Here is a 26221-nt window from a genome sequence, read left to right on the forward strand (position 1 = left end):
TCGTCCAATTGCACGGTGCAGGCCGGTCCTTGATGTTGAGGCGGATCGGGGATCACGGTGTCCAGCGGAACAACCACGACTCGCTGACCCGGGCTTGGCCGCGCCGGAGGGCGAGGCGCAGCTCGCTCGCGCGGGCGCTGCCGGGATCGAGTTCGAACAGGATCCGCAACGTCTTGCGCTCGGGATACCGAAACCGGTCCTGGCGTGTGATCGTCCCGGCCGACGCGCTGAGATCGACGTCGATATCGCCGGGCTGAAACAGCGTGTCGCCCTCGAAGTCGACGGCGAAGAGGCGGCGGCTGCCGGTGCTGCCATGGCCGCAGCGGCTGTCGCGCACCCGTGCGATCTCCGGAGGCAGTGGATCCGGCCAGCCCTTGGACCAATGCTGACGGCACTGGAAGCGCATCTCCACGCCCTTCGCCAGCTTCGCCTTGGGTCGCCAATAGGCGAAGACGTTCTCGTTCAGCTCGGAATCGCTCGGGATCTCAAGCAGGGTGACGGCACCCTCGTTCCAGTCATCCAGCGGCTCCAGCCACAGGGATGGGCGCTGTTCCCAATGACGCCGGTCATCCTCGAAGTCATCGTACGCGCGGGCGCGCTGCATGAGGCCGAACCCCTTCGGACCCCGATCTACGAAGGCAGAGACCTGGAGGGCCTCCGGATTGTGAACGGGCCGCCAGATCGGCTCGCCGTAGCCGTTGTGGATCGCCAAGCCCTCCACCGAGAAGGCCGCGGCGCGCAGATCGTCGACGCGGTTCCGGTCGAGGGGTCCGAACAGGTAGCTCCCCTGCATGCCGCCGAGCCCGATATGGTCGAGGTCGGCGCGGGCGAAGACCGTTCCCTCGATCGCCGCCGTGGAGACGTCACGGCCGGGCGTGAGCGTGATCTTGAACGCCGCCGTCGCCGACTCGGAATCGGCGAGGGCATGAACGACGACCGGCTGACCGGGCGCGGGCGTCTCCACGAACAGGGCCCGGAAGAGCGGGAACTCCTCCCCGCGGGAATCGGCCGGCCGCAGGGCCAGCGCGCGGGCGTTGATGCCGAAATCCTGGCCCTCCGCGACGAGCCGGAAAAACGAGGCGCCCTGGAACAGCGCGAAGCTCGACACGTCCTCCGCACCCTCGAACCGGGCCCGGAGGCGGAAGCCCGAGAAGGCGGCGTCGGGTTCGAGATCCGGCAGATCGAGGCCGGGGGCGACGAACGCCGTCTTGTCGTACGCGACGGGCTGAACCAGCCCGTTCTCGACGACGAACAGCGACACCGGCGTCTCGAAGATCGATCCGCGCAGGAGCGGCTCCAGAACGTAGCCCACGTTTCGGTCGGCCCAGAGCGCGCGGCCCTCCGCCGGGTGGATCGCGTCGTACGCCTCCCGGGACAGAGCCTTCAGGACCGCCGGGACGTCGCCGGTCTTCGGCCCCGCATAGGGTGCTGCGGCACGGGCGCGGGCCAGATCGGTCAGGGTGTTCGCCTCGAAGGCCTCGCCCTTGCCGGGCAGCGCGGGCGCTTTGTCCGGCTCGGCCGAACGGGCCACTGCCGGAAGCAGTCCCGCGGCAGCACCCAGCGTGCCGACCAGCAGGGCGCGGCGTGTCGGTGCGGCGGAAGGCACGGCGTCGATCGTCATGCAGGCAGTCGTCTCACGTCTCGGGAGCCTCCCTGTATACGGACAGGCCGGCTGAACCCAGGGTTAAGCAACCGCCTGAACCGCAAGTGGCTCCGTTGACTTAACCCGAGCCGGCTCTCTAAGTCGGCCGTCTGCATCGAAACGGGGGAGGCAGCATGGGATCGTTGCGAGTCACTGGCCACGGCGTGGATCTCGGAGAGAGCCTGCGCGGCCGCGTCGAGGAGCGGATGTCCGCGATCCAGGCCAAATATCTCGACTCGCACATGCACGATTCCTGCAACGGCCATGTCACGCTCCGGCGTGACGGCACCGCCTTCCGGACGGATTGCGTGCTGCACCTCGTGTCCGGCCTCACGATCGAGGCGAACGGCTTCGCCCACGATGCCCGGGCGAGTTTCGAGCAGACCGCCGAGCGCCTGGAGACGCGGCTGCGCCGCTACAAGCACAAGCTCAAGCAGCACGCCACCGGACCGGGGGACGACGCGGCGATCGAGGCCGCCTATGCGGTGTTCGCCGCCCCGCCGGAGGAGGACGACGAGGACGCCGTCGAGGGTGACGCCCATCCGCCGATCGTCGCCGAAAGCACCAAGACCCTCCAGCGCCGCACCATCGGCGAGGCCGTGACGGCCCTGGACATGACGGGATCCCCGGTGGTCGTGTTCGTCCACGCTGGCACCGGACGCGTCAACGTCGTATATCGGCGCAGCGACGGAGCGATCGGCTGGGTGGACCCACCGAGCGCCGCCGAGTGACGCGATAGGTCGGGAGAAGCGGAGCCGGAACCGGCTGGTTTCCCCACCTATTGATCCAGCAGGGGCGCGGCCGGAACGGTCGACGACGCCCCTGCGACGAGGCCCGCTTCCTCGCGAACGGGTGACGGGGCAACGGTCGTTCGATGCCAGTTCTGGAATTTCTCGACCCCGAGTCGGTCGTGCCGGCCCTGCGCGCCCGCGCCAAGAAGCAGGTGCTGCAGGATCTCGCCGCGCAGGCGGCGCGGCGCCTGCCGGCGCTCGGCGAGCGGCCCGTCTTCGACACCCTTCTCCAGCGCGAGCGGCTCGGATCGACCGGCATCGGCGATGGGGTGGCGATTCCCCACGGCAAGCTGCCCGGACTCGATCGGCTCTTCGGGCTGTTCGCCCGATTCGACCGCCCGGTGGACTTCGACGCCCTCGACGGCCAGCCGGTGGATATCGCCTTCCTGCTCCTCGCGCCCGAAGGGGCGGGGGCCGATCACCTGAAGGCGCTCGCGCAGGTTGCCCGCATTCTCCGCGAGCCGGGCATGCTCACGCATATCCGCGCCGCTCGGGATGCCGGTGCCCTCTACGCCCTTCTGACGCGCTCGACGGCACCGCAGGCGGCCTGATGATGCCGATCTTTCGGACCACCGCCGCTCTGGCCTTCGCGGCCATCGCCTCGACCGCCGCCGCGGCGCAGGGGGAGACGACCTGCGCCCGCGATGTCCTGGTGGCGCAGTCCATGCAGCGCCAAGCCCTCGACCAGCTCGAGCAGGCCGACGGTGACGACGCCAAGAACTGCCGCATCTGGCGCCGTCACGTGGAGACGATGCGCCGCGTGGCGAGCGTGTACGGGCGCTGCCTGTCGGGCACCGAGCGCAGCGAGCGCCTCGCCCAGGTTCAGGGATCGGACCGGGAATTCTCGGCGGCCATCAAGGCACGCTGCAAGGGTCCGTAGACCGCTGCCGAGCGCCCCTGATCCGGACGGTCACGCGCGGTGATCCACGATGACATGGGGCCGAACTGTCGGCTCCGACGGGACGGCGCACCCGGGGGCGAGGTCAGTCCACGCCGCGCATCATCAGCGGCTCGGCCACCATCTTCACCGGCTTGCCCCGCCCGATAAGGATCGCGGCGCGCGAGCGCTCGGGGTCCGCCTCGAAGCGCGTACGGACCCAGCTGACGAGGAATTTCATATATTCGGAGGCCAGAAGGCGCGCGGCAGGCGGGTCGTGCCACCAGCGATCGGCGTCGAATGCCTCCGTCACGACGGGATGCGGCAGGACGCGGTCGCTGTCCTGCAGAGCATGATCGAGTTCGATCAGCGTCCGCGGCATGTGATAATTCGAGGTGACGACCGCGACGGTGCTGAAGCGGTGCGCCCGCATCCAGCGACGGGTTTCGATCGCGTTCCCGATCGTGTTGCGCGCCCGGTAGTCGAGATCGACACAGCAGGCGATCAGCGCGCGCTGGGTCGGGTTCAGGCGGGCGATCTCGTCGCGGCTGGTCCGCTCGTTGACGCCGGTGATGAGAAGCCGCCGGCCGTAGCCTCCGGCCAGCAGGTCGATCGCATCGCCGATCCGCTGCGCACCGCCGGTCAGCGCCACGATTCCGTCGGCCCGATCAGACGGCGCACGCTCGTGTCGCGCCAGCGCGCCGACGAAGATCAGGAATCCGGCAAACAATGCCAGCGCGCCCAAACCCGCGCCGAGGCTGCAGGTCCACAGCGCGATCCGCCGCCGGCGGCGCGGGCGCACGACGGCGCGGGGCGGGTGATCCCACACGTGCCAAGCCCAGCCGACGGGGTCGGTCATGAGCGGATCCGATGCGCGCAGCATACGCGTGATCATCCTCCGGAAGATCGGAGCCGATTGCGGCAACCCGGAGGCCGGCGCCCTCAGCCGTATCAACACCGCGATGATAAAGTTTCCAGATGGTAAACGTGCTATCGAGACTCCCTATTTCCACCTGAACGCGACGTCGCACGCCCTCACGCCAAGAACCGCCGGACGGTCACGCGCGAGACGATGCCGGTGACCAGAGACGCGATCACGCCGATCAGGAGCACGCTGGCATAGCCGCGCACGCCGATATGGAATGCGCCGAACAGAGCCTCGACCTCCTGGCCGGCCGGTCCAGACCGGGCGGCCCTGGCCAGGAGGCCGGCGATGACGAAGGCGACGAGAGCCAGTCCGGCCCCGATCGCGCCACCCCGCAGGCCCAGGCCGAAGAAGCGCCGCTGAAATGCCCGGGCGATGTAGTCGTCGTCGGCACCGACGAAGTGGAGAACCTCCACGACCTCGCGGTTGCTCGCCATGGCGCCGCGGGTCGCGAAGGTCACGGCGAGCCCGGTGGCGATCAGAACGAGCAGCACGAGTCCGATCCCGATCCCCACGAAGGCGTTGGCGGCGGTCGAGAGCCGCTGCAGCCAGAGGGCGTGGTCATCCAGGCTGGCCACACCCGGCAGAGCCTCGACGAGCCGAGTTCGCAGGCGCTTCAGATCCGCAACCTGGCCGCTCGCGAGCTTGAGGGCGATGAGCCGCGGGACCGGGAGGTCCGAGAGGTCGAGCCCGGTCCCGAGCCACGGCTCGAGGAGGCGCTCGGCCTCGGCCTTGCTGAAGACCCGCGTCTCCGCGATCCCCGGTTCGGCCTTGGCGATGCCGTCGGCGCGGGACACGTCGGCATCGACGTCGCGGCCGGGACCCGGCCGGACCTGGATGGTGACCTCCCGGGCCACATCGCCCTGCCATTGGGCGGCATTCGTCGCGACCATCTCGGCGGCCCCAGCGCAGAGCCCCGCCAGGAAGGTCAGGATCGCGATGACGGCCGCCAACGAGCGGCCGGCCGCCGTGTCTGTGGGGACCAGCGGCGCGTTGCGACGCAGGTTGGCCGGCATCGACGGGTCGGGCGGCACGGCCGATCCGCCGGGCTTCGTCCGCGGGATCGCTTGCGTGCTCATTCCTCGATCCGCAGCCGGCCTTCACCCAGGACCATCCGGCGGGCGTCGACGGCGTCCATGATGCCGAAATCGTGGGTGGCGATGATGACCGAGGTCCCGAGCTTGTTCAGTTCGAGGAAGAGTCGAAGCAGCCGTCGCCCGAGGCCCGGATCGACGTTGCCGGTGGGCTCGTCGGCGAGCAGCAGGTCGGGCCGCGCGATCAGCGCCCGGGCGATCGCGGCGCGCTGCTTCTCGCCGCCCGAGAGCAGCGGGGGAAGGGCGTGCATGCGCTCGCCGAGGCCGACCCAGCGCAGCAGCTCCACCACCTCGGCCCGATAACTGGCCTCGGCCCGGCCCTGGACGCGCAGGGGCAGGGCCACGTTCTCGTAGGTGGTGAGGTGGTCGAGGAGCCGGAAATCCTGGAACACCACGCCCATGCGCCGCCGGAGACCGGTCAACGCCTTGGCTGAGATCCCGCTGACCTCCTCGCCGAAGATCGAGACGAGGCCGCGGGTCGGCCGCACCGAAAGCAGGATGAGGCGTAGCAGCGTCGTCTTCCCGGCTCCGGAGGGACCGGTGAGAAACTGGAAGGAGCGCGGCGCGATGCGGAAGCTCACGTCGGACAGCACTTCCGGCCCAAGCCCGTAGCGCATGCCGACATTCTCGAACTGCACCACCGGCCGCTCAGCGCCGGGCAGCAGGCTTTTCATGCTCGCCTGTAGGTTCAAGGCCGTGCCGTGTCTCGTCTGTCCATCCCTCGGGAATCGCCGGACGGGCGGGCGTTTTCAAGGCCTCCTGAGTTTCACCGCCGCTTAACCCTGTTCAGCGACACTTCCTCAAGCACTTTTAATTTCCGCCCCGGCTGCGGCCGATCGATGCGAGTATGCGGCGTATGCTGATCGCCTGCCCGAGCTGCGCGAGCGAATATCGCATCGATGCCAGCAAGGTCGGCATGGAGGGCCGCTCGGTCCGCTGTGCCGCCTGTCGCGAGACGTGGTTCATCACGCCGGCCGATGTTCTCGCCGGCCATGAGGCGGAACTCGCCGCGCGTGCCGAGGCCGATCCGCTCGCCGACGCCGCGTGGGAGGAGGCGACGGCCTCGGTTCGAACGGCGGCCGACGTCCCAGCTCCCACCGTCCCGCGAAAGGCCCGGCGTTCGAAATCCGCCGGGAAGGGCCGTCGCGCGATTCCAGGCCTGTCGCCGTCCCTGGCCTTCGGTCTGGTGCTCCTCGCTTCACTGCCGCTCGCCTGCCTTGCCCGGACGAGCGTGGTCAAAGCCGCGCCGCAGACCGCCTCCTTGTTCGCACGCGTCGGCCTGCCCGTGAACATCCGAGGCATCGAGATCCGCGACGTGGTGGCCTTCACCAACCCTGCCGAGGACGGCCATCCTGCGGAATTGGTGGTGGAAGGCGACCTCGTCGGCGTTGCCCGTAAGGACGCTGCGGTCGCGCCGCTGAACGTTGAAATTCGCGACGCCGGTGGCCGGACGATCCGCACCTTCTCGGTTGCGCCGCCACGGGCGGTCCTCGCCGCAACCGAGACCGCCCGATTCCGTGCGAGCCTGTCGGCACCACCGTCCGACGGCCGCGCGATCCTGGTGCGTTTCGCCGATGCGTCGGGCGCCCGGCCGGACGCGCGGGTGGCAGCGTCCGAGCGTTGATCGCTCCCGGCGTCGCTCCGCGGCGAGACCATTCGGCTTATCGGCGTCATCTATTTAAGGTTGCGCCGCGACCTCAGATCTGCAATTTGCTTCGTTGAGGTTCCAACGCGCGAAGGCGCGCAGGCTGTTGTTGGCGCCCGGGGCAGACCCGCTTTGAGTGTCCGCGAGACGGTTCCCATCGTCATCCAGACGACCGACACGGTCGAGCAGAAGCGCGCCTTCGATTACTGGCGCAGCACAGCTTTGGCCCGGGTGGACGCGACGATGCTCGCGCCCGATGTGCCGTTCACGGCGGGCCGCAGGCTCGCGGTCTCCACGCACGGCGTGGTCCTGCACACCCTCAGCGGTCCGATCGGGGTCGAGCGCACGGCGCACCATGTGCGCCAGGACGGGCGCGACGACATCGCGATCGCGTTTCTCGTTCAGGGGGGCGGCTTCGTCGAGCAGGGTAACAGCGGCGCCCTGCTGAGCGCCGGCGACATCACGGTCCATGCCATGGATCAACCGTTCGCGATCGGCAGCCGCGACGCCTACGAGGAGATCCGCCTACAGGTGCCCCGTGCCGCCTTCCTGGCGCAAGTGGGCAACGTGCCGGCCTTTGTCGGGCGCAAGCTCCGGGCCACGCCGCTCAGCGGCCTGTTCGCGACCTATCTCCGGTCGTTCTCGGAGACGGTCGGCGGCATGACGGAGGCGGAGGCCGGCATTGCGCTGGAGGGCGTGTTGCATCTTCTGCGCGCGCTCGCCGACGGTCAGGGCGACCAGGGGGACAACGATCTCTCCGGCGATGCCGTCCGGTCTCTGGCCCTCGCCCATATCGAGCGCCGGCTGCACGATCCCGCCTTCGGGCCCGAATCGCTTCCGGCCGCCCTGCGGGTCTCGCGCAGCCGGCTCTACGCGGCCTTCACGGGCGACGAGGGCGTGGCGGCAAAGATCCGCGACGCGCGTCTCGACCGCGCCTACCGGCGGCTGCGGTCGCGCACGAGCGGAACCCGAATCGGATCCGTGATGGCCAATTGCGGCTTCACCGATGCGGCCGCCTTCAGCCGCGCCTTCCGCCGCCGGTTCGGCATGGCCCCACGGGACGTCTTGGAAGGCCGTTTCTGAGGATATCAGATCCGGCTGCCCCGCGGATCCGCGACCGGCCGGCCGGAGGCCGCTGAACCCGCGATCCGCCGCGCGAAGCCCAGGAGGCCGAAACCGAGGCGGAGTGCGGCGACGCCGAGCCGCGCGATCCGGATCTGGTCGGGCAGCTGCCGCGGACCGATGGGACGATAGGCCAGATCCGGGCTGAGCCGCTCAGCCTCGGCGATGGCCTGACCAAGGGGGAGGGCAGCGATCCGCCGCGCCTCCACGGGGGCGATTCCGATGGCCCGCGCCCAGGCCTCGTTCCGGGCGAGCAGCCCGCGATCGTGCATCCGACGGAACCGCCGGCGCCAGGCGTAGCGCCGCACGGCGCGCGGGAAGGTCTCCATCCGGGCGTCGCAGAGCGCGTCGGGCTCCTCGCAGCGGGAGCGGATCGTGTCGGCGACGCCGCCCGGAGCCCGCCCGGCGAGTCGCGCCGAGATGGTCACGCACACATCGGTGGCGTGACGAACCCGCAAGCCGTGTTCGAGCAGGCGCGCGATGAAGGCACCGTCCTCCCCGAGGGGGATCTCGGGCATGCCGCCGACCGCAAGGTAGGCGCTTCGGGTCACCGCCAGGGTCGCCCCGATCGCTGTCCGATGACACGGCCAGGGATCGTGCGGGTCGGGGTCGATCCGCGCCTCGGCCTCGGTGATGAGGGCGTCGTAGAGATCCTCCAGGCGCCCGCGGGCAGGAAGCGAGGGCGGCAGCAGCGCCGCCTCCGCCGCATCGAGCTCGACCCGGCCGGCCACCGCGTCGGCCCCCGCCCGGATCGCCGCGCGATTGCGGGCGACCCAATTGGGCGGGACCCGGCTGTCGGCGTCGGTGGACAGGATGATCCCCGTATTCCCCGCATCACCCAGCCAGGCGGCGGCGGCATCCATCGCCCTGCGCCGGGCCCAGCCGGCATGGGCGCCGGAAAAGTCCTCGCTCAGCACCCGGACCGGGATCGACAGCGTCGGCACCAGGGCCGACACGAGGGCCTCCGTACCGTCCGTGCAGTTGTTCAGGAACAGCACCAGCCCGAGGCGGCCGGGTTCCAGACCCTCCTGGGCGTCGATCGCCTTCAGGCAGGCGGCGATCCGCTCCTCCTCGTTTCGCACGGGTACGGCCACGATCGCATCGGGACACGGATCGTCTGACAGGAGGGCGCTCGACACCGGTGAAGTTCTCCGCCGGACCCGTCGCGCGGGCCCGCATCGGGCTTATGTCGGAGCTTCCCTGAACGGGACCGGACAGGCCGGCCTCGCAGGACGCGGCCGATCAGAGGGTCTTCTCCACGAGGCCCTCGATCCATTCCGGCTGAGTCTCGCCGACCGAGCGTCCGACCTCGGTCGTTCCCTTGTAGGCGATCAGCGTGCTTTGCATCCGGACGTTGAGGCGCCTCAGCAGATCCTTCTGGCTGTCGAAGTCGATGTCGAAGATCTGGAGGTCCTTGAAGCGCGGCTCGGCCGCGAGCTTCGCGAGGATCGGCTTCTGCGTGCGGCAGATCGGGCACCAGGGGGCGCTGACCGCGACCAGGACCGGCTTTCCGGCTTTCTGCGCAGCCTCGAAGGCCGCATCCGAGAACGGGAGCGTCTCGGCCGCCCTGGCCGGGGCCGGCGTTCCGAGCAGGATGGGGCAGGTGAGGGCGAGGCCGGCCAGCGCGAGGACGTGACGGCGGTTCTTCATGGCGTGCTTTCCTCCCGGCCTGCTGATGGACCGGATTGCGGTGTTTGAGGAATGCTACGCCGCGCGCCCGGGCGCGTCGCGAAATCCCGGGCGGCCCGAAGATCGAAAGCGCCCGCGCACGATCACATTGTCGAGACGCCGGTCGACGGCGCTCCGGACGACCGGTCTTCCTCGGCCAGCGCCGCGATGTCGTCGGCATCCACCGCGTCGATGGGGCGCCGGATCCGCAACGCCCGCGTGGGCGCGCCGGCGCGCATCACCAGCACGATGGTCTCCATGTCGGGACAGCCTGGATCGGTGCAGGCGATCTCGTTCACCGCCAGGGTATCGTCCTCCCCGAGGCGCAGGGCCAACCGCAGGTCCTGCTTCAGGCGCGTCGCGATCTCGGCACGCTCCGCCGAGCGGGCGCGCCACGCCTTGAGGCTTACAAAGGCCATGCGCGATGCTCGTCGTCCTGCACTGGAAGCCCCGGCATTCGCCGCCGTCCGGGGGGATCGTCGATCCCTCTGGATTTTCCGATGTAATAGTGTTGCATGCTCGGGAGGTGGTCAAGCGTGGTGCGGGGCGGCCCGAAACAACCGTCGCGTTCGGCCGTCATACCGAAGGGCGGTCCTGGAGACACAGTCTCTGGCGGCCTTGGACTCGACAGCGGCGCTGGGGTCCTGTGAGGTGCAACAGGCGCGCGAAGGATGATGAGATCTTGCGACCCTGGCGGGACGGGCCGGACGACCGGCGCAGCTACCATCACGGCAATCTGAAGGAGGCCCTCCTGGAGGCCGCGCGCCGGTTCATCGCCGAGCGCGGAATCGGCGGCTTCACCCTGGTGGAAGCCGCGCGCCTCGTCGGCGTCACCCCGGCCGCGCTGTACCGCCATTTCCGGGGCCGGGAGGCGCTTCTGGAGGAGCTGGCCGGGCGCGGTTTCGCGGAACTCGCCGCCCGTCTGGCGCGGGCCCTGACGTCGCGCGGGACGCCGTTGGAGCGGTTCACGCGGATGGGTGAGACCTACCTCGCCTTCGCCGAAGAAGAGCCGGCCTACTATGCGGCGATCTTCGAGACGCGCGGCTTCCCCACCGGCGGCGCCGACCTCGACACGGCGGCCAGCGATGCGGTGGCGTCGCGGCCGAGCCCGTTCGATCTCTTGGTCGAGGCGCTGCAGGCGACGTTCTCGGACGGATTCGGGGGCGTGGCACCCCGCTTCATCGCCCTGGAGGTGTGGGCCTTGGCCCACGGCCTCGCGACCCTGTCGGCCGCCGGACATCTGCCGCGCGGACCGGGTTTTCCGGACAAGTACGAGTTGCTGCGGGCCGGGGTCCTGGCGCTCGTCCACGGAGCCTCCCGACAGACCGAGCGCGAGGGCGGTCTCGGACGACCTTGAAAGGCACCTTCGGGACCCGCATGTTAACCGCGTTCACATGAACAGCGGAGCACAGCCGTGACCTCTCAAACCTCTTCACCCTGGGCGACCGGCAAGCTCTGCCGGACTGGCCCGTTCCCGCGCCGGTCGTTGGAGATTGGCGCAATCGTCGTCGGTTTCATCTACTGGTGGCCGGTCGGCCTCGCGTTGGTGGCCTGGAAGCTTGCAGGTTATCCGGCCTTCGCGGAAATGCGCGACGCGGCGCGGCGCGCGGCTTCCGAGTTCGAGGGGGGACGTCCCGCCTCGCGCTTCGCCCGGGCGTTCGAAGCCGCCAACCGACGCGACAGCAGCGGCAATGCTGCCTTCGACGCGTACCGTCGCACCGAGCTCGACCGTCTTGAGGCGCAGCGGCGTGCGCTCGAGGAAGAGAGCCGCGCCTTCTCCGAGTTCGTGGAGGAGCTGAAGCGCGCCCGGGATCGCGAGCAGTTCGATGCCTTCATGGCCAAGCGCCGGGCCGAGGGCGGGGATCGCTCCGTCTGATCCTGCATCTGTGGGCGTCCGGGCTCAGGGGCCCGGACGCGCCGTCCCGGTGGTTCAAGCGCCGGCGTGACGCCTATCCGACGGTTCAGGCCGCGCGGACGGTTTCCAGGAATCGTGCCACTTCGGCGTTCAGGTGCTCGGATCGCTCCGAGAGCCGCGACGCTTCGACCAGAACCTGACCTGCCGCCGCGCCGGTCTTTTCGGCTGCGTCGGCGACGCTGACGATGTTGCTGGTCACTTCGCTCGTGCCGGCCGCGGCTTGGCCGACGTTGCGAACGATCTCGTGGGTGGCGGCGCCCTGCTGCTCCACGGCGGCGGCGATCGAGGTCGCGACCCCGTTGATCTCGCGGATCCGCGCCGTGATGGCGCCGATGGCCGATACGGCCTCCCCCGTCGAAGCCTGCACCCGCGTGATCTGACTCGAAATCTCCTCCGTGGCGCGGGCGGTCTGCTCGGCCAGCGCCTTGACCTCCGTGGCGACGACAGCAAAGCCGCGTCCGGCGACACCCGCTCGGGCCGCCTCGATCGTGGCGTTCAACGCCAGAAGGTTGGTCTGGCCGGCGATGGTGGAGATCAAACCGACGATGTCGCCGATCCGCGACACGGCCTCGCTCAACTTCTGGACAAGCGCACCGGTCTGATCCGCCTCGTCCACGGCACCCCGCGCCAAGTTGGCCGAGCCATCGACCTGCCGGCCGATCTCCTGCACGGAGGTGCCGAGTTCCTCGGCGGCCGCCGCGACGGTGCTGACGTTGCTCGCCGCCTGCTCGGCCGCGGCAGCGACCGTCGTGGATTGCTCGGCGGTCACCGCCGCAGTGGCCGTCATGGACCGGGCCGTGGTCTGCAGCCCGATGGCCGAGGCCGAGACCTCCGCGATGATTCCGCCGACGGTCTCCGCGAAGCGATCGGCGAGCTGGCGCATCCCGAGCCTGCGCTGGGTCTCCGCATGCCGTCGCGCCGCCTCCGCTTCGGCCTCGAGCTGATGGGTGCGGAGCAGATTGTCCTTGAACACCTGGACCGCCGCCGCCATGGCGCCGATCTCGTCGCGCCGGTGCTTGAACGGGATGTCCGCGCGAGCGTCGCCCTCGGCCAATTTGGTCATCGCACCCGTCATCGCGGCGATCGGGCGCGAAACATGACGCAAGCCGAAGATCGCCGCGCCCAGAGCCGACACGAGGGCAAGGGCGATTCCTACATATGCGGCCACCGACGCAGTGTTGACCCTGGCTATCGCGGTATCGGCGTTCCGGGCCGCGGCCTCCTCATCATGGGCCACCAGACGCGCGAGGGCCGCACGGGCGGTATCGTACATTCCGACGACGTCGGGGTTCACCAGGAGGGCGCGGGCCTCCCGTTCCTGGCCCGATTCGAGCAGGCGAAGCGCGTCGTGATCCGCTTGCTCGAATCGGCTCCATGAGGCCGCGAAGGCATCGTAGAGCTTCCGTTCCTCAGCCGTGCTGATCAGGGGCTCGTAGGCGCGACGCGCTCGCCACAACTGGGCGTGCGTCTCCGCGAGGTTGGCCGCGTTGCTCATCCGATGCTGAGGCGTGTCCGACAGCATGATGAGGCGGTATTGCTTGATGCGCACCTCGGATGCCGCCATCTCGATGGCGCCCACTTTCTCCAGCGAGGGGATCCAGTTTTTAGCAAGGGTCGTCGCCGCTTCACCGATGTCGCTGAGCTGATGCAGGGACAGGCCACCCTGAGCCGCCGATATCAGCGCGAGCCCTCCGAAGAGGATTCCAAGCATTGCTGTGATTGACGTGGTCAGACGCATAAACAGGGCCGATCGGATCGGAGGATCGAAGGGTCGCATCGGAAGCAAGGATGCTCGTGATCCGATTTAGAGCTTTAATTAATCTGAGCAAGTCACGGCGATGGCGTGCAATCTAAAACAAAACTCCGCAATATGGCACAAGATATTATTTTACTATTGTCGCATGTATTGTAAATGTAGCTATCTTACTATTATAGAGTGGATTACAATCCGCTGACTTATTGATATAAAAATGAATGGCCATGATAAAAGATCTGTTATGAGGGCCGGCGGCCGCGATTTTTAAGCCCCATGATCCGCGGCTTTCAACCCGGCACTCGTTGGATAGGCATTCCGCGGCTCGCCTGAGTGTTCCGATCGCCGCGGCGACCGGTCGCCCGCGCCGAACTTGTCTTTGCGCCGCGCGCTCCGCAATGCCTCCGAGCGCCCTCGACACATGGGCCGTCGCCGGGCCGCAGCGTCGAGTTGCGCCTCGGCGCGGGCTCCGGCATTGATCCTCCCTTACTCATGGAGGGGGGGCGAATGCCGACGGGTCGGGTCACCGTGGTCGATCACCCGCTTGTGCAACACAAGCTGACGCATCTTCGTGACAAGAACCGCTCGACCAAGGGCTTCCGTCAGATCCTGAACGAAATCGGCATGCTCCTCGCCTACGAGGTGACGCGCGACCTGCCGCTGGAACCGGTGACGATCGAGACGCCGCTCCAGCCGATGGAGGGACGCCAGATCCAGGGCAAGAAGCTGGTCCTGGCGCCGATCCTGCGGGCCGGGGTCGGCTTCCTCGATGGTATGCTGTCGCTGGTTCCGTCGGCCCGCGTCGCCCATATCGGGCTGTACCGGGATCCCGAGACGCTGGAGGCGGTCGAATACTACTTCAAGGCGCCGTCCGATCTCGCCGACAGGACCGTTCTGGTCCTCGATCCGATGTTGGCGACGGCCAATTCGGCCATCGCGGCCCTCGACCGGCTCAAGGCGCGTGGTGCCTCCGATCTGCGCTTCGTCTGCCTGCTGGCGGCTCCGGAGGGCCTCGCCAAGTTCCAGGCCGCCCATCCCGACGTGCCGGTCTGGACCGCGGCGATCGACAGCCATCTGAACGACCATGGCTATATCGTCCCCGGCCTCGGCGATGCCGGCGACCGGATGTACGGCACCCGGTAGGATCCAAACTCAGCCGTCGTCGCGGTCGGATCGCGATTTCAGATGTGCGCGCGGCAGACGGATCATCTGTCACCGCTTTCCGTATCTGCACATTGTATTCACGCGCCTGAATAAAGCACAATCCTGCCTCGGATCCGATGCGGCGCCAAAAGCCGCACGGGCCGCAGGAGGAAGCCCATGCCGATGGAACGCAGCGTTTCGAGTCGTGTCCTGGCCCTGCTCGCAGTGGCCGGATTGCTGGGGTCGACGCAGGCACGCGCCGCCGACCCGATCCGGATCGGGGTCATCGCCGAGGCGCAGTCGGTCGTCGGCGCCTCGATCCCGCAGGCCGTCCAGCTCGCCGCCGACGAGATCAACGCCAACGGCGGGATCGACGGGCGCCAGATCCAGATCGTCAGTTACGACGACAAGTCCTCCGCCTCCGACGCGGTCCGGGCCTTCCAGCGGGCGGTCTCCGAGGACAAGGTCAACCTCGTCATCGCCAGCTACATCTCCGAGGTGGTGCTGGCACTGATGCCCTGGGCGGCGCGGCTCAAGACGCCGATGATCACGCCCGGTGCCGCCTCCAACGAAATCAGCCTCGCGGTCCACAAGGACTACGCCCGGAACAAGTACACCTTCCACGGCTACCTGACCTCGGCGGCCTTGGCGCAGTCGATCTGCGATTCCACGAAGGACATGCTGATCGATCTGATGAAGGTGAAGACGGCCGCGATCATGAGCGAGGACGCGGCTTGGACCCGTCCCCTCGATGTCGGTTACGAGAAGTGCCTGCCCGAGATCGGTGTGAAGGTCGTCGACCATATCCGCTTCTCGCCGGACACGGGGGACTTCACGCCGATCTACAACAAGATCGAGGCGGCCAAGCCCGACCTGATCGTCACCGGCATCTCGCATGTCGGCGTGCAGCCGACCGTGCAGTGGCAGAACCAGCAGGTTCCCCTCGCCATGACGGGGATGAACTCGCAGGCGACCTCCTCGACGTTCTGGGCGAACACCAACGGCGCCACGCAGGGCGTGATCTTCCAGAGCATCGCGGTGCCGGGCGCGGCGATCACCGACAAGTCGCTCGCCTTCAGCGACGCGTTCAAGAAGCGCTTCGGCAGCGATCCGTCCTACGCAGGCTACATGGCCTACGATCAGGTCTACTACGCGGCGGATGCGGTGAAGCGCGCCGGCTCGACCGAGGCCGACAAGCTCGTCGAGGCCCTGGAGAAGACCGACTGGGTCGGCACCGTGGGGCGGACGCAGTTCTACGGCAAGGACGACCCGTTCACGCACTCGATCAAATACGGTCCCGGCTTCGTCACCGGATTGATGGCGCAGTGGCAGGACGGCAAGCAGGTCGCGGTCTGGCCGAAGAGCCTAGCGCAGGGCGCGATCGTCTTGCCGGCGGCCGTCAAGGCGGCCGCCCGCTAGCTTGCCGTTCGGATCGGCAATGGACGCGTGCGGCGCCTTCGGCTTGCCAAGCGCGCCCGTTGCCGCAAGTAGAGCCGTACCGCGTCAGCGTGAACGCGGCTGAGATTACGTGCGCGCAAAGGATTATCGTTGATGGCCAGCACCGACCTGCCCGGGACCATGCGTCAGATCCGCTTCGCGGGTTCCGGGGGCCCGGAGGTGATCAGCGTCGAGACCGCCCCTGTGCCGCATGCGGGACCCGGACAGGTCCTGATCGAAGTGGTGGCGGCCGGCGTGAACCGCCCCGATGTCGCGCAGCGCGCGGGGGTCTATCCGCCGCCGCCCGGCGCCACCGAGATTCCCGGCCTCGAAGTCGCCGGTCGTGTGGTCGCGATCGGGAGCGACGTCACGGGTCTGTCGCTCGGCGATGAGGTCTGCGCCCTGGTGATCAGCGGCGGCTATGCGGAGTATGCGGTGGCCGAGGCGGCCCATTGTCTGCCGCGTCCGAAGGCGGTCTCGCTCGTCGATGCCGGCGGCCTGCCGGAGACCTTCTTCACGGTCTATTCGAACGTCGTCCAGCGCGGACGGCTCGCGCCCGGCGAGAGCTTCCTCGTGCATGGCGGATCGAGCGGCATCGGTGCCACGGCGATCCAGATCGCCAAGCATGTCGGCGCGCGGGTCTTCGCCACGGCGGGCTCGGCCGAGAAGTGCCGGTTTTGCGAAGATCTGGGGGCGGATGCCGCGATCAACTACAAGGAGGCGGACTTCGCCGAGGAGGTGAAGCGCCTCACCGACGGACGTGGCGTCGACGTGATCCTCGATATGATCGGTGCGAGCTATCTGGCCCGGAACCTGAAGTCGCTGGCTCCGGACGGCCGGCTCGTGATGATCGCCCTGATGGGCGGCTACAAGGTCGATGGCCTGAACATCACGCCGATCATGCGCAACCGCCTGACCTTTACCGGCTCGACGCTCCGGCCGCGCGGGAAGGCCGACAAGGCAGCGATCGCCGAGGGGCTGCGCCGGGATATCTGGCCCGAGCTCGATGCCGGGCGCATCCGGTCCGTCACCCATGCCACGTTCCCGCTAGAGCAGGCGCGGGAGGCGCACGAACTCATGGAGTCGAGCGCGCATCTCGGCAAGATCCTTCTGACGACCGGGCGGTGACACCGCGATCCGGCAGGAACCTGCCTCGGCGGCCCCGCGTTGGCGGCCGGTAACGAGATCGTGTCGCACAGCGCCCGTTTCGGCGTGTGGCGTCCCGCCGAGGAAGGTCCTGCAGATGGTCGAGAGATTGAATCCCAACGAGAGCCGTCAGGGCGAGCGCGGCAAACCGATGCTCTGGGTCTTGGTGGGGAGCCTCGTTCTGCTGGCGATCGCCACCGTGGGTCTCCTCACGTGGAACGGCGCCAATTCGCCGAAGGATTACGCCAGCCAGAGCCAGGACGCGTCCCGCAAGGAGGTGACGGGTTCGGTGAACGGGCAGTCGGGCGCCGCGTCGCCGACCAACAGCACGGGCGTGCCGGGCGGTAACCCGTCCTATCCGCAGCCCGCGCAGCCGGGGGCCAACGGCAACGCGCCGAAATAACATCGACCCGGGACGGCTTCTCCAGCCGTCCCGCGGCCTGACGGCTCAGCGGGTCGGGATCGGCGTCGGCCCGCGGTAATCGTAGAACCCGCGCTTGGCCTTACGGCCGAGCCAGCCGGCCTCGACATACTTCACGAGCAGAGGGCACGGGCGGTATTTCGAATCCGCCAGGCCTTCGTAGAGCACCTGCATGACCGACAGGCAGGTGTCGAGACCGATGAAGTCCGCGAGCTGAAGCGGGCCCATCGGATGGTTCGCGCCCAGCCTCATGGCCGTGTCGATCGATTCGACCGATCCGACACCCTCATAGAGCGTGTAGATCGCCTCGTTGATCATCGGCAGCAGGATGCGGTTGACGATGAAGGCCGGGAAATCCTCCGACATCGTCGAAGTCTTGCCGAGCTTGGCGATGAACGCCTTGGCGGATTCGTAGGTCGTATCCTCGGTGGCGATGCCCCGGATCAGCTCGACGAGCTGCATCACCGGCACCGGATTCATGAAGTGGATGCCGATGAACTTCTCCGGCCGGTCCGTCGCCGCCGCCAGCCGGGTTATGGAGATCGACGACGTGTTCGTCGCTACGAACGTCTCCGGACGCAGCGATCCGCACAGGCTGCTGAAGATCTCGCGCTTCGTGGCCTCGTTCTCGGTCGCAGCTTCGATCACGAGGTCGCACGGCTCGAGGGCGGCGAAGTCCCGGGCGGATACGATCCGCGACCGAACCTGAGCGCTGTCCTCCTCCGACAGCGTGCCTTTCGAAACGAGGCGGCCCAGGCTGCCCTCGATGACCGTCAGACCATTCTCGAGCCGGGCGGGATCGCGATCGTTCAGCAGTACGTCGAGGCCGGCGGTGGCGCAGACCTGCGCGATGCCGCTTCCCATCTGGCCTGCGCCGATGATGCCGACCCGCTTGATCTCCATATGCATGTGCCGACCTGTGCCCCCAATGCGGATGCCGATACACGGCCGCCCGGTTCGACCGAGGGCACGAGCGCGACGGCACCGCGCGAAGTCTCGCCGTCGCAGCGTTCTAGACCAATCTTCGATCCGGAAGGAACCCGCGAATCCGCCTTCGGCGACAATACTCGCGGGTTGCCAGATTCCGTTCCGTTATTGACCCTTGGCTTTGCCGATCTCGGATTGCAGCTCCGGCACGACCTGAAAGAGATCGCCCACGAGCCCGTAATCGGCCACCTGGAAGATCGGTGCGTCCTCATCCTTGTTGATGGCGACGATGACCTTCGAGTCCTTCATGCCGGCGAGGTGCTGGATCGCCCCCGAGATGCCCACCGCGACGTAGAGGTCCGGCGCTACGACCTTGCCGGTCTGCCCCACCTGCCAGTCGTTCGGCGCGTAGCCCGCATCGACGGCGGCCCGAGAGGCGCCGACGGCGGCTCCGAGCGAGTCGGCCAGCGGCTCGATCAGCTCGTGGAACTTCTCGGACGAGCCGAGCGAGCGGCCGCCGGACACGATGATCCGCGCCGAGGCCAGCTCCGGGCGATCCGACTTGGCGATCTCCTCGCCCTTGAAGGTCGAGCCGCCGGCCTCGGGCGCGCCCGCCGACACGGCCTCGACCGGGGCGGCCGCGCCACCCTCGGCCGCAGCCTTGAAGGCGGCCGTCCGCACGGTGATCACCTTCTTGCCCGCCGGCGCCTGCACGGTCTGGATCGCGTTGCCGGCATAGATCGGCCGATCGAACGTGTCGGGCGCAACCACCTTGATGATGTCGGAGACCTGCGCGACGTCGAGCAGGGCCGCCACCCGGGGCAGCACGTTCTTGCCGGTCGTCGAAGCCGAGGCGATGATCGTGTCGTAGGGCTCGGCAATCGACGCGATCAGCGCCGCGACCGGCTCGGCGAGATCGTGGTCGTAGACGCCGTCCTCGGCGTTCAGGACCTTCTCGACGCCGTCGAACTTGGCCGCCGCCGCGGCCACGGCCTGCGATCCCGAACCCAGGACCAGAGCGTGGATCGGGGCGCCGATCTCCTTGGCGGCCGAGAGCGCCTTCAGCGTCCCGTCCTTGATCTGGCCGTTGCCGTGCTCGACGAAAAGAAGTGTCGTCATGGTCTGCTGGTGCCCTTGAGGGTTGTGGCGCGGGGCTCGACCGTGGCTCGGGAGCCCCGCCTGCGGATCAGATGACGCCGGCTTCGACCTTGAGCTTCTGCACCAGCTCGGCCGCGGAGCCGACCTTGACGCCGGCCGAGCGGCCCGGCGGCTCGGCGGTCTTCAGCACCGTGAGCCGCGGCGTCACGTCGACGCCGAGCGCGTCGGGCGTCAGCTCCTCCAGCGGCTTCTTCTTCGCTTTCATGATGTTCGGCAGCGACGCGTAGCGCGGCTCGTTGAGGCGCAGATCCGTCGTCACGATGGCCGGCAGCCTGAGGCTGACGGTCTGCAGGCCGCCGTCGACCTCGCGGGTCACGTCGAGGCTGCCCTCGCCCGGCTCGATCTTGTACGCGAAGGTGCCCTGCGGCCAGCCGAGCAGCGCACCGAGCATCTGCCCGGTCTGGTTCGAGTCGTCGTCGATCGCCTGCTTGCCGAGGATGACGAGCTGCGGGCTCTCCTTCTCGACGACGGCCTTCAGAAGCTTCGCCACCGCCAGCGGCTCGCAGGTCACGTCCGTCTTGACCAGGATGGCACGGTCGGCGCCCATGGCCAGCGCGGTGCGCAGCGTCTCCTGCGCCTGCTGCGGGCCGATCGACACCGCCACGATCTCGGTGACCGTGCCCTTCTCCTTGAGCCGGATCGCCTCCTCGACGGCGATCTCGTCGAAGGGATTCATCGACATCTTCACGTTGGCGAGCTCGACCCCGGAGCCGTCGGCCTTCACGCGTATCTTGACGTTGTAGTCAACAACCCGCTTGACGGGCACCAGCACCTTCATGGCGGTCACGATCCTTCCCCGGAGGATTCTTGTCGTCGTGCAGGCCACTTCCACGGCGCGCAAGGCGCAGCGTGGCGGGGGCACGCAAGGCGCGCGGACCGTAACGGCCACATTTCCGCCTTGTCAACGCGGCGCCGTGGCGGCCCGGCGAAAACCCCTCGGCCCGGGCTCAACGATTGGCGCCGGGCACCCAGAGCACGTCGTCGGCGCCGTCGGAATTGGCGGCCCGGCTCGCCACGAACAGGAAATCGGAGAGGCGGTTGAGGTAGCGCAGCGCCTCCGGCGACACCGTCTCGTCCTCCCGGGCGGCGAGGCTGACCGCCAGGCGCTCGGCGCGGCGGCAGACGGTTCGGGCGAGGTGCAGGGCCGCCGCGGCCGGCGATCCACCGGGGAGCACGAAGGATTTCAGTGGTGGGATCGCCTCATTCAGGCCGTCGATGTCGCGCTCCAGCCGCTCGACCTGGCTCGCGACGATCCGCAGCGGCTCGTAGGGGAGGGGCTCCGGGCTCGGCGGCGTCGCGAGGTCGGCCCCGAGGTCGAACAGGTCGTTCTGGATCGCCCCGAGCATCTGGTCGAGCGGCCCCTGCGTGTGCAGGCGCGCGAGTCCGATGCAGGCATTGGTCTCGTCGACGGTCCCGTAGGTCTCGACCCGCAGATCCGCCTTCGAGCGACGCTGTCCGTCCGCCAGGGCGGTCGTGCCCTTGTCGCCGGTCCTCGTGTAGATGCGGTTGAGCTTGACCAAAGGGTTTGGTGCCTCAGAACGTGTAGCCGATCTTGCCGCCGTAATTCGTCAGGCCGCGATTATTCGCGCAGAGCCCGGCATTCGACATGTGCTCGATCGTCGCCATAATGCTCCAATGTTCCGTGATACGGAAGCCGAGAGCCGCCGCCTCGCGGAACATGGGTGAGCACCCGAGCGTGTTGAAGCCGTAGGGCGTCTCCGCCTTCGGGCCGGTCCAGCCGTTATGGGCCACGCCGCCGAAGAACCCGTCGAGGAAGACGCGGCGGCTGAAGGTCTCAGGAAAGACTTCGAGGGTCCAGGTCGCGCCGAGATAGGCGTAGCTGGTCCGGCCGCCGGTGTTGTAGCTGCCGCCGACGGTCGGCCGCGGCACGAAAGCCTGCCAGAACGGATCGGCGCTGAGGATCGGCTTGGCGAAGAGGATCTCGCCGTTGACGTTCGCCTTGCTGAACCCGGGGAGCTTGCCCTCTGCGCTGCCCGGGTCCTGCACCGCGCCGCCGATCCGGATCTCGGACACGATGCTGAGCGGCTGGACGGGGGCCAGGTAGGCGGCAGGCGGCGGCGCTGGCGCGTCCGCGGCCGAAGCCGGCATGATCGCCGCCCCGGTCAGGATGCCGAACAGACAGAGGCGGGAAGGGGCAGTCATGCGGGCTCGGCCGGTTAGGCGCAGCGATTTGCTTCTACCGAGCGTAGCAGAGGCCCGCGATATGCGGCGGCCAATTCATCCGTTACCGGGCGGAAAGGTGTTCGGTGCGGCGGCGCGGTCACACCCGTCCCGGCGGAATTCAGGCCGAGCGCCACCAGACGACGCCCATGATGATCACGATCGCCACGAATTGCAGGAGCACGCGCAGGCGCATCAGCCTCTGCGAGAGACTGGCGCTGCCGCCGCGCATCATGTTGGCCAAGCCCAGGAGCAGGACGGCGGCGACGGCAAGGCAGGCGATCAGGACGAGGGTATTCGACGACATGCGGGTGGGGATCCGGGTGGGGCCGGAGCCGTCATCCGGCTCGGCGCGTCGTGAGGGTGCGGACGCTCAGTTGCGGCGGAGCAGGCGCTCGAAATAATCGAGTTCCTCGCGGGGGCGGGTCGGGTCGCCGAGCTTGCGCCGCAGCTCTTCCATGATGCGCCGGGCACGCTGGACCGCTGATTCATCGGCTGTCGGCACGCGGACACGTCCGTCGCTCATATCGCGGCCGCGCGTCGGACGTCCGAGGGGATCGTCGTCCCGTGCCCCGGCCTGGCCCTGCTGCCCCGGCTGCTGACCGCCGTCCTGCTGGCCTTCGCCCTGGCCCTCGGCCATGTCCTGCATCTGCTGCGCCATGCCGTCGGCGCCGCGCTTCAGGCCGTCGAGGGCGCGCCCCTGCGCGTCGACCGCCCCGCTCGAATCGCCGTCCTTCAGGGCGTTCTCGGCCTCGCGCATGGCTTCCTCGGCATCGGCGAGGCCTTGCTCGCCGCGCATGCCGTTCTCCTTCATGCGCTGCTGGAGATCCTCCAGCCGCTGCCGAAGCGCCTGCTGCCGCTCTCCGACATCGCCCTTCTGGCCCTGCTGCCCTTGGCCCTGCTGCCCCTGGCCCTGCTGTCCTTGACCCTGCTGTCCCTGGCCCTGTTGTCCTTGGCCTTGCTGACCCGGCTGTCTCTGGCCCTGCTGTCCGCGCTGGCCTTGCTGCGGCTGCCCGCGATTCTGCTGGCGCTGGCCGCCGCGCGGCTCTTCGCCGTCCTTGAAGGTCTCGTCGCGCAGGCCCTGCTGCTCGCGGGACATGGCGTCGAGATCGCGCATCTGCTTCTGCATCTCGCGGGACGCCTGATCCGACCGGCTTCCGCGTTCGGCCGTCTGCAGGTTCTCCAGGATGTTGCGCAGCTGTTCCATCAGGCGCTGTGCCTCGGCGGTGTCGCCGCGCTTCATCGCCTCCGCCATGTCCTGGATCATCTTATCGAGATCCTCGGGCGTGACGGTCTTCGACTGAGCATTGTTCTGCCCGCGATCGCTCTGCTCGCGAGGCTCGCGGCCCTGCTTCTGCGCCATCTCCGACAGGAACTTGTCGAGCGCCTGCTTCAGATCCTGGGTCAGGCGCTTGATTTCGTCGTCGGGCGCGTTGCGCTCCATCGCCTCCTTCAAGCGATCCTGGGCTTGGCGGAGCTGCTTCTCGGCATCCGAAAGGTCACCGTCCTCGATCTTCAGGGCCATCTCCCACAGGAGACCGGCCACCGCGATGAGATCGGCGTCCGTCCGGGCGCGGCGCAGCCGCTCGGTGGCCGTCCGCAGGCCCAGGAAGATGGCAGGCTGCGGCGTGTACGTGTCGGGCGCGACCAGGAGGGCGTCCAGGGCCCCCTGAACCCACCGGCGGTCCGTATCGGGTGCCGTCACGAGGCGGCGACGTTCCTCGGCGAGCGCCCGCGCCAGCGGCTCGCGGAACGGGCGCGCCGGCAGGACGATCTCGGCATCCGGCGTCCGACCTTCCTGACCGGCCTCGTCCTTGACGACGATGTGATAGCGGACCCGCGCTCCGGACCATGGGCTGTCGGTGAGGTCGACCAGGGTCTTGGTGTCGGACTCGCCGTTGGCGTCCCCGGGCAATGCCAGATTGATGTGGGGAACCGGGACCAGAGCACGGGCCGATTTCAGCGGCTCGATCACGGCCTCCGCCGAACTGAGCCCGTAATCGTCCTTCGCGCGGTAGGTCAGGTTGAAGGTACCGCGGCCGTTCACTTCGGGGCCGCCGACGGCCGTCACCTCCGGCGGCCGGTCGGGGATCGCGTCCACGGTGAGGCGTTGCCGGCCTGCGGGAGTCACGATCGTCAGTTCGGCGCCGCCAACGATGCGATAGCGCTCCTCGCGCAGGTCGGGCCGCGCCTCCTGGCCCGGGACGGGGACCAGGCCGGCATTGGGTGTCAGCGTCGTCTCGGACGCGGCCTTACCCTGACCGGCGATCCGCACGATCAGCTGCGCGTTGACGGGGGCGCGCAGGCGCTGATCGCTTCCGTCCATGGCGATCAGGAGGGGCGGAAGCCGCGTGTAGAGCGGCGGGTCGATCCAGCCGTCCACGCGGAAATTGGGGCTTTGCGCCGCAGGCTCCTGCCAGTCGAACGCCGCGCCAAGGCGCTGACGCCACTCGGGCCCTGCGACAAACAGGCTGGCGATGGCGGCGACCACGAGGCCGGCGCGAAGGGCGAACGGATCGTGCCGGACCATGCCGGGCCTCGGCAAACCGACCCGCAGGGCCGAGACCGCCTGCGCGGCCCGCTGTTGATGGAGGTCCCAGAGCGTCCGGCTTCCCGGATCGGCGGCACCCACGGCGAGGCTGTCCTGCGCCGCGGAGGCCGGTCCGTGTCGCAGGGCCGGATCGCGGGCCGCCGCCTCGCGATCGAGCCGTGCCAGGGCGACGCGCCGATCGGGCCGGGCGATATGGATCAGCGGTACGAGCGCGGCGACGAGGAGGAGGCCCAGGATGCCCAGACCGATCTGGCGCCAGATCGGCGTGAGATCGAGCCACAGCCCCGACCAGGACAGCATGAGGAAGATCAGTCCGACCCCGATCCCCCGCCAGAGGACAGGCCAGGCTTGCTCCCAGAGGGCTGCCGCCCGGGCGCGAGCCACCAGCCGGTCGAGCCGTGCGGAGACCGTTGTCGGGCCGTCCGCGCTGGTCTTGTTCTCGGTGCCGATCACGCCGACCGTTCCGCCTCACGCCGCAGGAGTGGCCCCAGGAACCACGCGAACCGGGCTCCCATCAGAAGACGGTAGCATGGTGGGCCGCGCGGGTCGGCGGGTCAAATCGGCGCGACGCGTCCCCGGTCGCGCGGTCAGTTGTGCGCCTGGATGAAGTTGCGCACCTGCGGGTAGATCTGCGACTCCCAGCGCCGCCCGGCGAAGACCCCGTAATGGCCGACGCCCGCCTGGAGGTGATGGGTCCGCATGTAGGGGGCGAGGTCCGAGCACAGATCATGGGCCGCCATGGTCTGGCCGACCGCGCAGATGTCGTCGCGCTCGCCCTCGACGGTCATCAGGGCGGTGCGGCGGATCGCCCGCAGGTCGATCGGCTCCCCCCGATAGCTCACCGCATTCCGAGCCAGGGCGTGATCCTGGAACACGGTCTTGACCGTTTCCAGGTAGAATTCGGCCGCAAGATCGAGCACGGCGAAATACTCGTCGTAGAAGGTCTCGATCGCCTCGGCTTTCTCGCGCTCGCCGTTGGCCATGTGCCAGAAGAGATCGGCGTGACCCTGGATATGGCGCTTGGCGTTCATCGCCATGAAGGCCGAGACCTGCATGAAGCCCGGATACACCTTGCGGCCGGCGCCCTTGTGGCGCGTCGGGACCGTCGCGATCAGGTTCTTCTCGAACCAGTCGATGGGCTTGGAGGTCGCGAGTGCATTCACGCCCGTCGGGTTGATGCGGCAATCCACCGGGCCGGCCATCAGGGTCATGCTGCGCGGGGCGGCGGGATCCTTCGCCTGCGCCATCGCGGCTGCCGCCACGAGGGCCTGAACGGCGGGCTGGCAGACCGCCACCATGTGGGCGCCTTCACCCATCGTCTGCAGGAAGTGGATCAGGTGGCCCACGTAGTCGTCGAAACCGAACTGGCCTTCCGACAGCGGCACGTCGCGGGCATTGTGCCAGTCGGTGATGTAGACGTCGTGGTCGGGCAGCATGGTGCGCACGGTGGCGCGGAGCAGCGTGGCGAAATGGCCCGACATCGGCGCGACCATCAGCACCTTGGGCTGCTCGGTGTGAATGTCCTTCTTGAAGTGCAGCAGCGTCCCGAACGGCGTGACCTCGACCGGCTCCTCTGAGACCGGGACGCTCCGGTTCCCGACGTTGACCGTCTCGATGCCGTAGGGCGGCCGCGCGAAGGTCAGACCGGCGCGCATCATCATCCGGGCGCCGGCGGACATCCAGGTGACCGGCTCGCCCAACCCGAACCAGGGCGACCAGATGTCGTTCAGCAGCCGGCCCCATGCCCGGGTCTGGGCGGCGATGTCGGTCTGCAGGTCGAACGCGTCGTACAGCATCGGGCAGGCACTCGCTGGAGCCCTGCCCG

Annotated in this window: 27 protein-coding genes; 11 read left to right on the plus strand and 16 right to left on the minus strand. The window is 68.6% G+C overall.

What is annotated here, in order from left to right; genetic code table 11:
- Positions 1–52 precede the first annotated feature (52 nt).
- Positions 53–1621 carry a glucan biosynthesis protein D gene (locus A3862_RS17210; RefSeq protein ID WP_043352603.1) on the minus strand — a complete coding sequence of 523 codons (1569 nt, stop codon included), beginning with the start codon at positions 1619–1621 and terminating at the stop codon, positions 53–55.
- A 155-nt stretch (positions 1622–1776) separates the two neighbouring features.
- On the opposite strand from A3862_RS17210, the gene A3862_RS17215 reads away from it, so the two are divergent.
- The 3 genes from A3862_RS17215 to A3862_RS17225 all read left to right on the plus strand — a co-directional run bounded on the left by A3862_RS17215 (position 1777) and on the right by A3862_RS17225 (position 3313).
- A complete protein-coding gene (locus tag A3862_RS17215; protein WP_043380150.1) occupies positions 1777–2373 on the plus strand; it encodes a ribosome hibernation promotion factor in 597 nt (198 codons plus the stop codon).
- Positions 2374–2516: 143 nt separating this feature from the next.
- A complete protein-coding gene (ptsN, locus tag A3862_RS17220; protein ID WP_043351295.1) occupies positions 2517–2984 on the plus strand; it encodes a PTS IIA-like nitrogen regulatory protein PtsN in 468 nt (155 codons plus the stop codon).
- Between the two features lie 2 nt (positions 2985–2986).
- Positions 2987–3313 carry a hypothetical protein gene (locus A3862_RS17225; RefSeq protein WP_043351297.1) on the plus strand — a complete coding sequence of 109 codons (327 nt, stop codon included), beginning with the start codon at positions 2987–2989 and terminating at the stop codon, positions 3311–3313.
- A gap of 103 nt (positions 3314–3416) precedes the next feature.
- On the opposite strand, the gene A3862_RS17230 is transcribed toward A3862_RS17225, so the two are convergent.
- The 3 genes from A3862_RS17230 to ftsE all read right to left on the minus strand — a co-directional run bounded on the left by A3862_RS17230 (position 3417) and on the right by ftsE (position 6003).
- Positions 3417–4193: a YdcF family protein gene (locus A3862_RS17230; protein ID WP_043758193.1), complete on the minus strand. Its 777-nt coding sequence runs from the start codon at positions 4191–4193 to the stop codon at positions 3417–3419.
- 152 nt (positions 4194–4345) lie between these two features.
- Positions 4346–5314: a cell division protein FtsX gene (locus A3862_RS17235; RefSeq protein ID WP_043351301.1), complete on the minus strand. Its 969-nt coding sequence runs from the start codon at positions 5312–5314 to the stop codon at positions 4346–4348.
- Positions 5311–6003 carry a cell division ATP-binding protein FtsE gene (gene ftsE, locus A3862_RS17240; RefSeq protein ID WP_043380143.1) on the minus strand — a complete coding sequence of 231 codons (693 nt, stop codon included), beginning with the start codon at positions 6001–6003 and terminating at the stop codon, positions 5311–5313. The genes A3862_RS17235 and ftsE overlap by 4 nt, the downstream gene beginning before the upstream one ends.
- A 182-nt stretch (positions 6004–6185) precedes the next feature.
- On the opposite strand from ftsE, the gene A3862_RS17245 reads away from it, so the two are divergent.
- Both A3862_RS17245 and A3862_RS17250 read left to right on the plus strand, forming a co-directional pair.
- Positions 6186–6953: a zinc-ribbon domain-containing protein gene (locus A3862_RS17245; protein WP_043758191.1), complete on the plus strand. Its 768-nt coding sequence runs from the start codon at positions 6186–6188 to the stop codon at positions 6951–6953.
- A 153-nt stretch (positions 6954–7106) separates the two neighbouring features.
- A complete protein-coding gene (locus A3862_RS17250; RefSeq protein WP_043758189.1) occupies positions 7107–8057 on the plus strand; it encodes a helix-turn-helix domain-containing protein in 951 nt (316 codons plus the stop codon).
- A gap of 5 nt (positions 8058–8062) precedes the next feature.
- Here A3862_RS17250 and A3862_RS17255 read toward each other — a convergent pair whose 3' ends face one another.
- The 3 genes from A3862_RS17255 to A3862_RS17265 all read right to left on the minus strand — a co-directional run bounded on the left by A3862_RS17255 (position 8063) and on the right by A3862_RS17265 (position 10183).
- The gene (locus tag A3862_RS17255; protein ID WP_100793971.1) at positions 8063–9235 is read right to left on the minus strand and encodes a glycosyltransferase; all 1173 of its coding nucleotides are present in this window, start codon (positions 9233–9235) and stop codon (positions 8063–8065) included.
- Between the two features lie 103 nt (positions 9236–9338).
- Positions 9339–9746 carry a thioredoxin family protein gene (locus tag A3862_RS17260; protein WP_043758186.1) on the minus strand — a complete coding sequence of 136 codons (408 nt, stop codon included), beginning with the start codon at positions 9744–9746 and terminating at the stop codon, positions 9339–9341.
- A 122-nt stretch (positions 9747–9868) separates the two neighbouring features.
- Entirely contained in the window at positions 9869–10183 is a 315-nt protein-coding gene (locus A3862_RS17265) for a hypothetical protein (protein ID WP_043758182.1), read from the minus strand.
- Between the two features lie 263 nt (positions 10184–10446).
- Between A3862_RS17265 and A3862_RS17270 the strand changes: the two genes are divergently transcribed.
- Both A3862_RS17270 and A3862_RS17275 read left to right on the plus strand, forming a co-directional pair.
- Complete coding sequence (locus A3862_RS17270; protein WP_043380129.1) at positions 10447–11121, plus strand: TetR/AcrR family transcriptional regulator; 675 nt, start codon at positions 10447–10449, stop codon at positions 11119–11121.
- Between the two features lie 57 nt (positions 11122–11178).
- A complete protein-coding gene (locus A3862_RS17275) occupies positions 11179–11640 on the plus strand; it encodes a DUF2852 domain-containing protein (RefSeq protein ID WP_043351315.1) in 462 nt (153 codons plus the stop codon).
- 85 nt (positions 11641–11725) lie between these two features.
- On the opposite strand, the gene A3862_RS17280 is transcribed toward A3862_RS17275, so the two are convergent.
- On the minus strand, positions 11726–13417 hold the full coding sequence (locus A3862_RS17280; protein ID WP_043761231.1) for a methyl-accepting chemotaxis protein: 1692 nt from the start codon (positions 13415–13417) through the stop codon (positions 11726–11728).
- A 522-nt stretch (positions 13418–13939) separates the two neighbouring features.
- Between A3862_RS17280 and upp the strand changes: the two genes are divergently transcribed.
- The 4 genes from upp to A3862_RS17300 all read left to right on the plus strand — a co-directional run bounded on the left by upp (position 13940) and on the right by A3862_RS17300 (position 17561).
- Positions 13940–14575: a uracil phosphoribosyltransferase gene (gene upp / locus A3862_RS17285; RefSeq protein ID WP_043351319.1), complete on the plus strand. Its 636-nt coding sequence runs from the start codon at positions 13940–13942 to the stop codon at positions 14573–14575.
- Between the two features lie 177 nt (positions 14576–14752).
- Positions 14753–15994: an ABC transporter substrate-binding protein gene (locus A3862_RS17290; RefSeq protein ID WP_043758178.1), complete on the plus strand. Its 1242-nt coding sequence runs from the start codon at positions 14753–14755 to the stop codon at positions 15992–15994.
- Positions 15995–16126: 132 nt separating this feature from the next.
- Complete coding sequence (locus tag A3862_RS17295) at positions 16127–17140, plus strand: NAD(P)H-quinone oxidoreductase (RefSeq protein ID WP_043758176.1); 1014 nt, start codon at positions 16127–16129, stop codon at positions 17138–17140.
- Between the two features lie 115 nt (positions 17141–17255).
- Positions 17256–17561, plus strand: coding sequence for a hypothetical protein (locus tag A3862_RS17300; protein WP_043351325.1), 306 nt, complete (start codon positions 17256–17258; stop codon positions 17559–17561).
- Between the two features lie 45 nt (positions 17562–17606).
- Here A3862_RS17300 and A3862_RS17305 read toward each other — a convergent pair whose 3' ends face one another.
- The 8 genes from A3862_RS17305 to A3862_RS17340 form a co-directional block, all read right to left on the minus strand.
- The gene (locus tag A3862_RS17305; RefSeq protein ID WP_043351327.1) at positions 17607–18488 is read right to left on the minus strand and encodes a 3-hydroxybutyryl-CoA dehydrogenase; all 882 of its coding nucleotides are present in this window, start codon (positions 18486–18488) and stop codon (positions 17607–17609) included.
- Between the two features lie 183 nt (positions 18489–18671).
- Positions 18672–19625, minus strand: coding sequence for an electron transfer flavoprotein subunit alpha/FixB family protein (locus A3862_RS17310; protein ID WP_111473846.1), 954 nt, complete (start codon positions 19623–19625; stop codon positions 18672–18674).
- 67 nt (positions 19626–19692) lie between these two features.
- Positions 19693–20442, minus strand: coding sequence for an electron transfer flavoprotein subunit beta/FixA family protein (locus tag A3862_RS17315; RefSeq protein WP_043351331.1), 750 nt, complete (start codon positions 20440–20442; stop codon positions 19693–19695).
- A 169-nt stretch (positions 20443–20611) separates the two neighbouring features.
- A complete protein-coding gene (locus A3862_RS17320) occupies positions 20612–21184 on the minus strand; it encodes a cob(I)yrinic acid a,c-diamide adenosyltransferase (RefSeq protein WP_043380117.1) in 573 nt (190 codons plus the stop codon).
- Between the two features lie 13 nt (positions 21185–21197).
- A complete protein-coding gene (locus tag A3862_RS17325) occupies positions 21198–21827 on the minus strand; it encodes an acyloxyacyl hydrolase (RefSeq protein ID WP_111473847.1) in 630 nt (209 codons plus the stop codon).
- A gap of 139 nt (positions 21828–21966) precedes the next feature.
- The gene (locus tag A3862_RS17330; protein ID WP_053609901.1) at positions 21967–22152 is read right to left on the minus strand and encodes a twin transmembrane helix small protein; all 186 of its coding nucleotides are present in this window, start codon (positions 22150–22152) and stop codon (positions 21967–21969) included.
- Between the two features lie 66 nt (positions 22153–22218).
- The gene (locus A3862_RS17335; RefSeq protein WP_111473848.1) at positions 22219–24849 is read right to left on the minus strand and encodes a TIGR02302 family protein; all 2631 of its coding nucleotides are present in this window, start codon (positions 24847–24849) and stop codon (positions 22219–22221) included.
- Positions 24850–24983: 134 nt separating this feature from the next.
- Positions 24984–26192, minus strand: a complete 1209-nt coding sequence (locus tag A3862_RS17340) for a polyhydroxyalkanoate depolymerase (RefSeq protein ID WP_111473849.1) — start codon at positions 26190–26192, stop codon at positions 24984–24986.
- Between the last annotated feature and the right edge of the window lie 29 nt (positions 26193–26221).

The organism is Methylobacterium sp. XJLW, from assembly GCF_003254375.1.
GTDB lineage: Bacteria > Pseudomonadota > Alphaproteobacteria > Rhizobiales > Beijerinckiaceae > Methylobacterium > Methylobacterium fujisawaense.

Excerpts from the sequence above, each read along its gene's own strand:
- A3862_RS17295 (WP_043758176.1), top strand. The coding sequence starts at position 16,127 with ATGGCCAGCACCGACCTGCCCGGGACCATGCGTCAGATCCGCTTCGCG.
- upp (WP_043351319.1), top strand. The coding sequence starts at position 13,940 with ATGCCGACGGGTCGGGTCACCGTGGTCGATCACCCGCTTGTGCAACAC.
- A3862_RS17225 (WP_043351297.1), top strand. The coding sequence starts at position 2,987 with ATGCCGATCTTTCGGACCACCGCCGCTCTGGCCTTCGCGGCCATCGCC.
- A3862_RS17305 (WP_043351327.1), bottom strand. The coding sequence starts at position 18,488 with ATGCATATGGAGATCAAGCGGGTCGGCATCATCGGCGCAGGCCAGATG.
- A3862_RS17260 (WP_043758186.1), bottom strand. The coding sequence starts at position 9,746 with ATGAAGAACCGCCGTCACGTCCTCGCGCTGGCCGGCCTCGCCCTCACC.
- A3862_RS17310 (WP_111473846.1), bottom strand. The coding sequence starts at position 19,625 with ATGACGACACTTCTTTTCGTCGAGCACGGCAACGGCCAGATCAAGGAC.
- A3862_RS17210 (WP_043352603.1), bottom strand. The coding sequence starts at position 1,621 with ATGACGATCGACGCCGTGCCTTCCGCCGCACCGACACGCCGCGCCCTG.
- A3862_RS17340 (WP_111473849.1), bottom strand. The coding sequence starts at position 26,192 with ATGCTGTACGACGCGTTCGACCTGCAGACCGACATCGCCGCCCAGACC.
- A3862_RS17280 (WP_043761231.1), bottom strand. The coding sequence starts at position 13,417 with ATGCGTCTGACCACGTCAATCACAGCAATGCTTGGAATCCTCTTCGGA.
- A3862_RS17230 (WP_043758193.1), bottom strand. The coding sequence starts at position 4,193 with ATGCTGCGCGCATCGGATCCGCTCATGACCGACCCCGTCGGCTGGGCT.
- A3862_RS17245 (WP_043758191.1), top strand. The coding sequence starts at position 6,186 with ATGCTGATCGCCTGCCCGAGCTGCGCGAGCGAATATCGCATCGATGCC.
- ftsE (WP_043380143.1), bottom strand. The coding sequence starts at position 6,003 with ATGAAAAGCCTGCTGCCCGGCGCTGAGCGGCCGGTGGTGCAGTTCGAG.
- A3862_RS17290 (WP_043758178.1), top strand. The coding sequence starts at position 14,753 with ATGCCGATGGAACGCAGCGTTTCGAGTCGTGTCCTGGCCCTGCTCGCA.
- A3862_RS17215 (WP_043380150.1), top strand. The coding sequence starts at position 1,777 with ATGGGATCGTTGCGAGTCACTGGCCACGGCGTGGATCTCGGAGAGAGC.
- A3862_RS17325 (WP_111473847.1), bottom strand. The coding sequence starts at position 21,827 with ATGACTGCCCCTTCCCGCCTCTGTCTGTTCGGCATCCTGACCGGGGCG.
- A3862_RS17265 (WP_043758182.1), bottom strand. The coding sequence starts at position 10,183 with ATGGCCTTTGTAAGCCTCAAGGCGTGGCGCGCCCGCTCGGCGGAGCGT.
- A3862_RS17330 (WP_053609901.1), bottom strand. The coding sequence starts at position 22,152 with ATGTCGTCGAATACCCTCGTCCTGATCGCCTGCCTTGCCGTCGCCGCC.
- A3862_RS17315 (WP_043351331.1), bottom strand. The coding sequence starts at position 20,442 with ATGAAGGTGCTGGTGCCCGTCAAGCGGGTTGTTGACTACAACGTCAAG.
- A3862_RS17300 (WP_043351325.1), top strand. The coding sequence starts at position 17,256 with ATGGTCGAGAGATTGAATCCCAACGAGAGCCGTCAGGGCGAGCGCGGC.
- A3862_RS17235 (WP_043351301.1), bottom strand. The coding sequence starts at position 5,314 with ATGAGCACGCAAGCGATCCCGCGGACGAAGCCCGGCGGATCGGCCGTG.
- ptsN (WP_043351295.1), top strand. The coding sequence starts at position 2,517 with ATGCCAGTTCTGGAATTTCTCGACCCCGAGTCGGTCGTGCCGGCCCTG.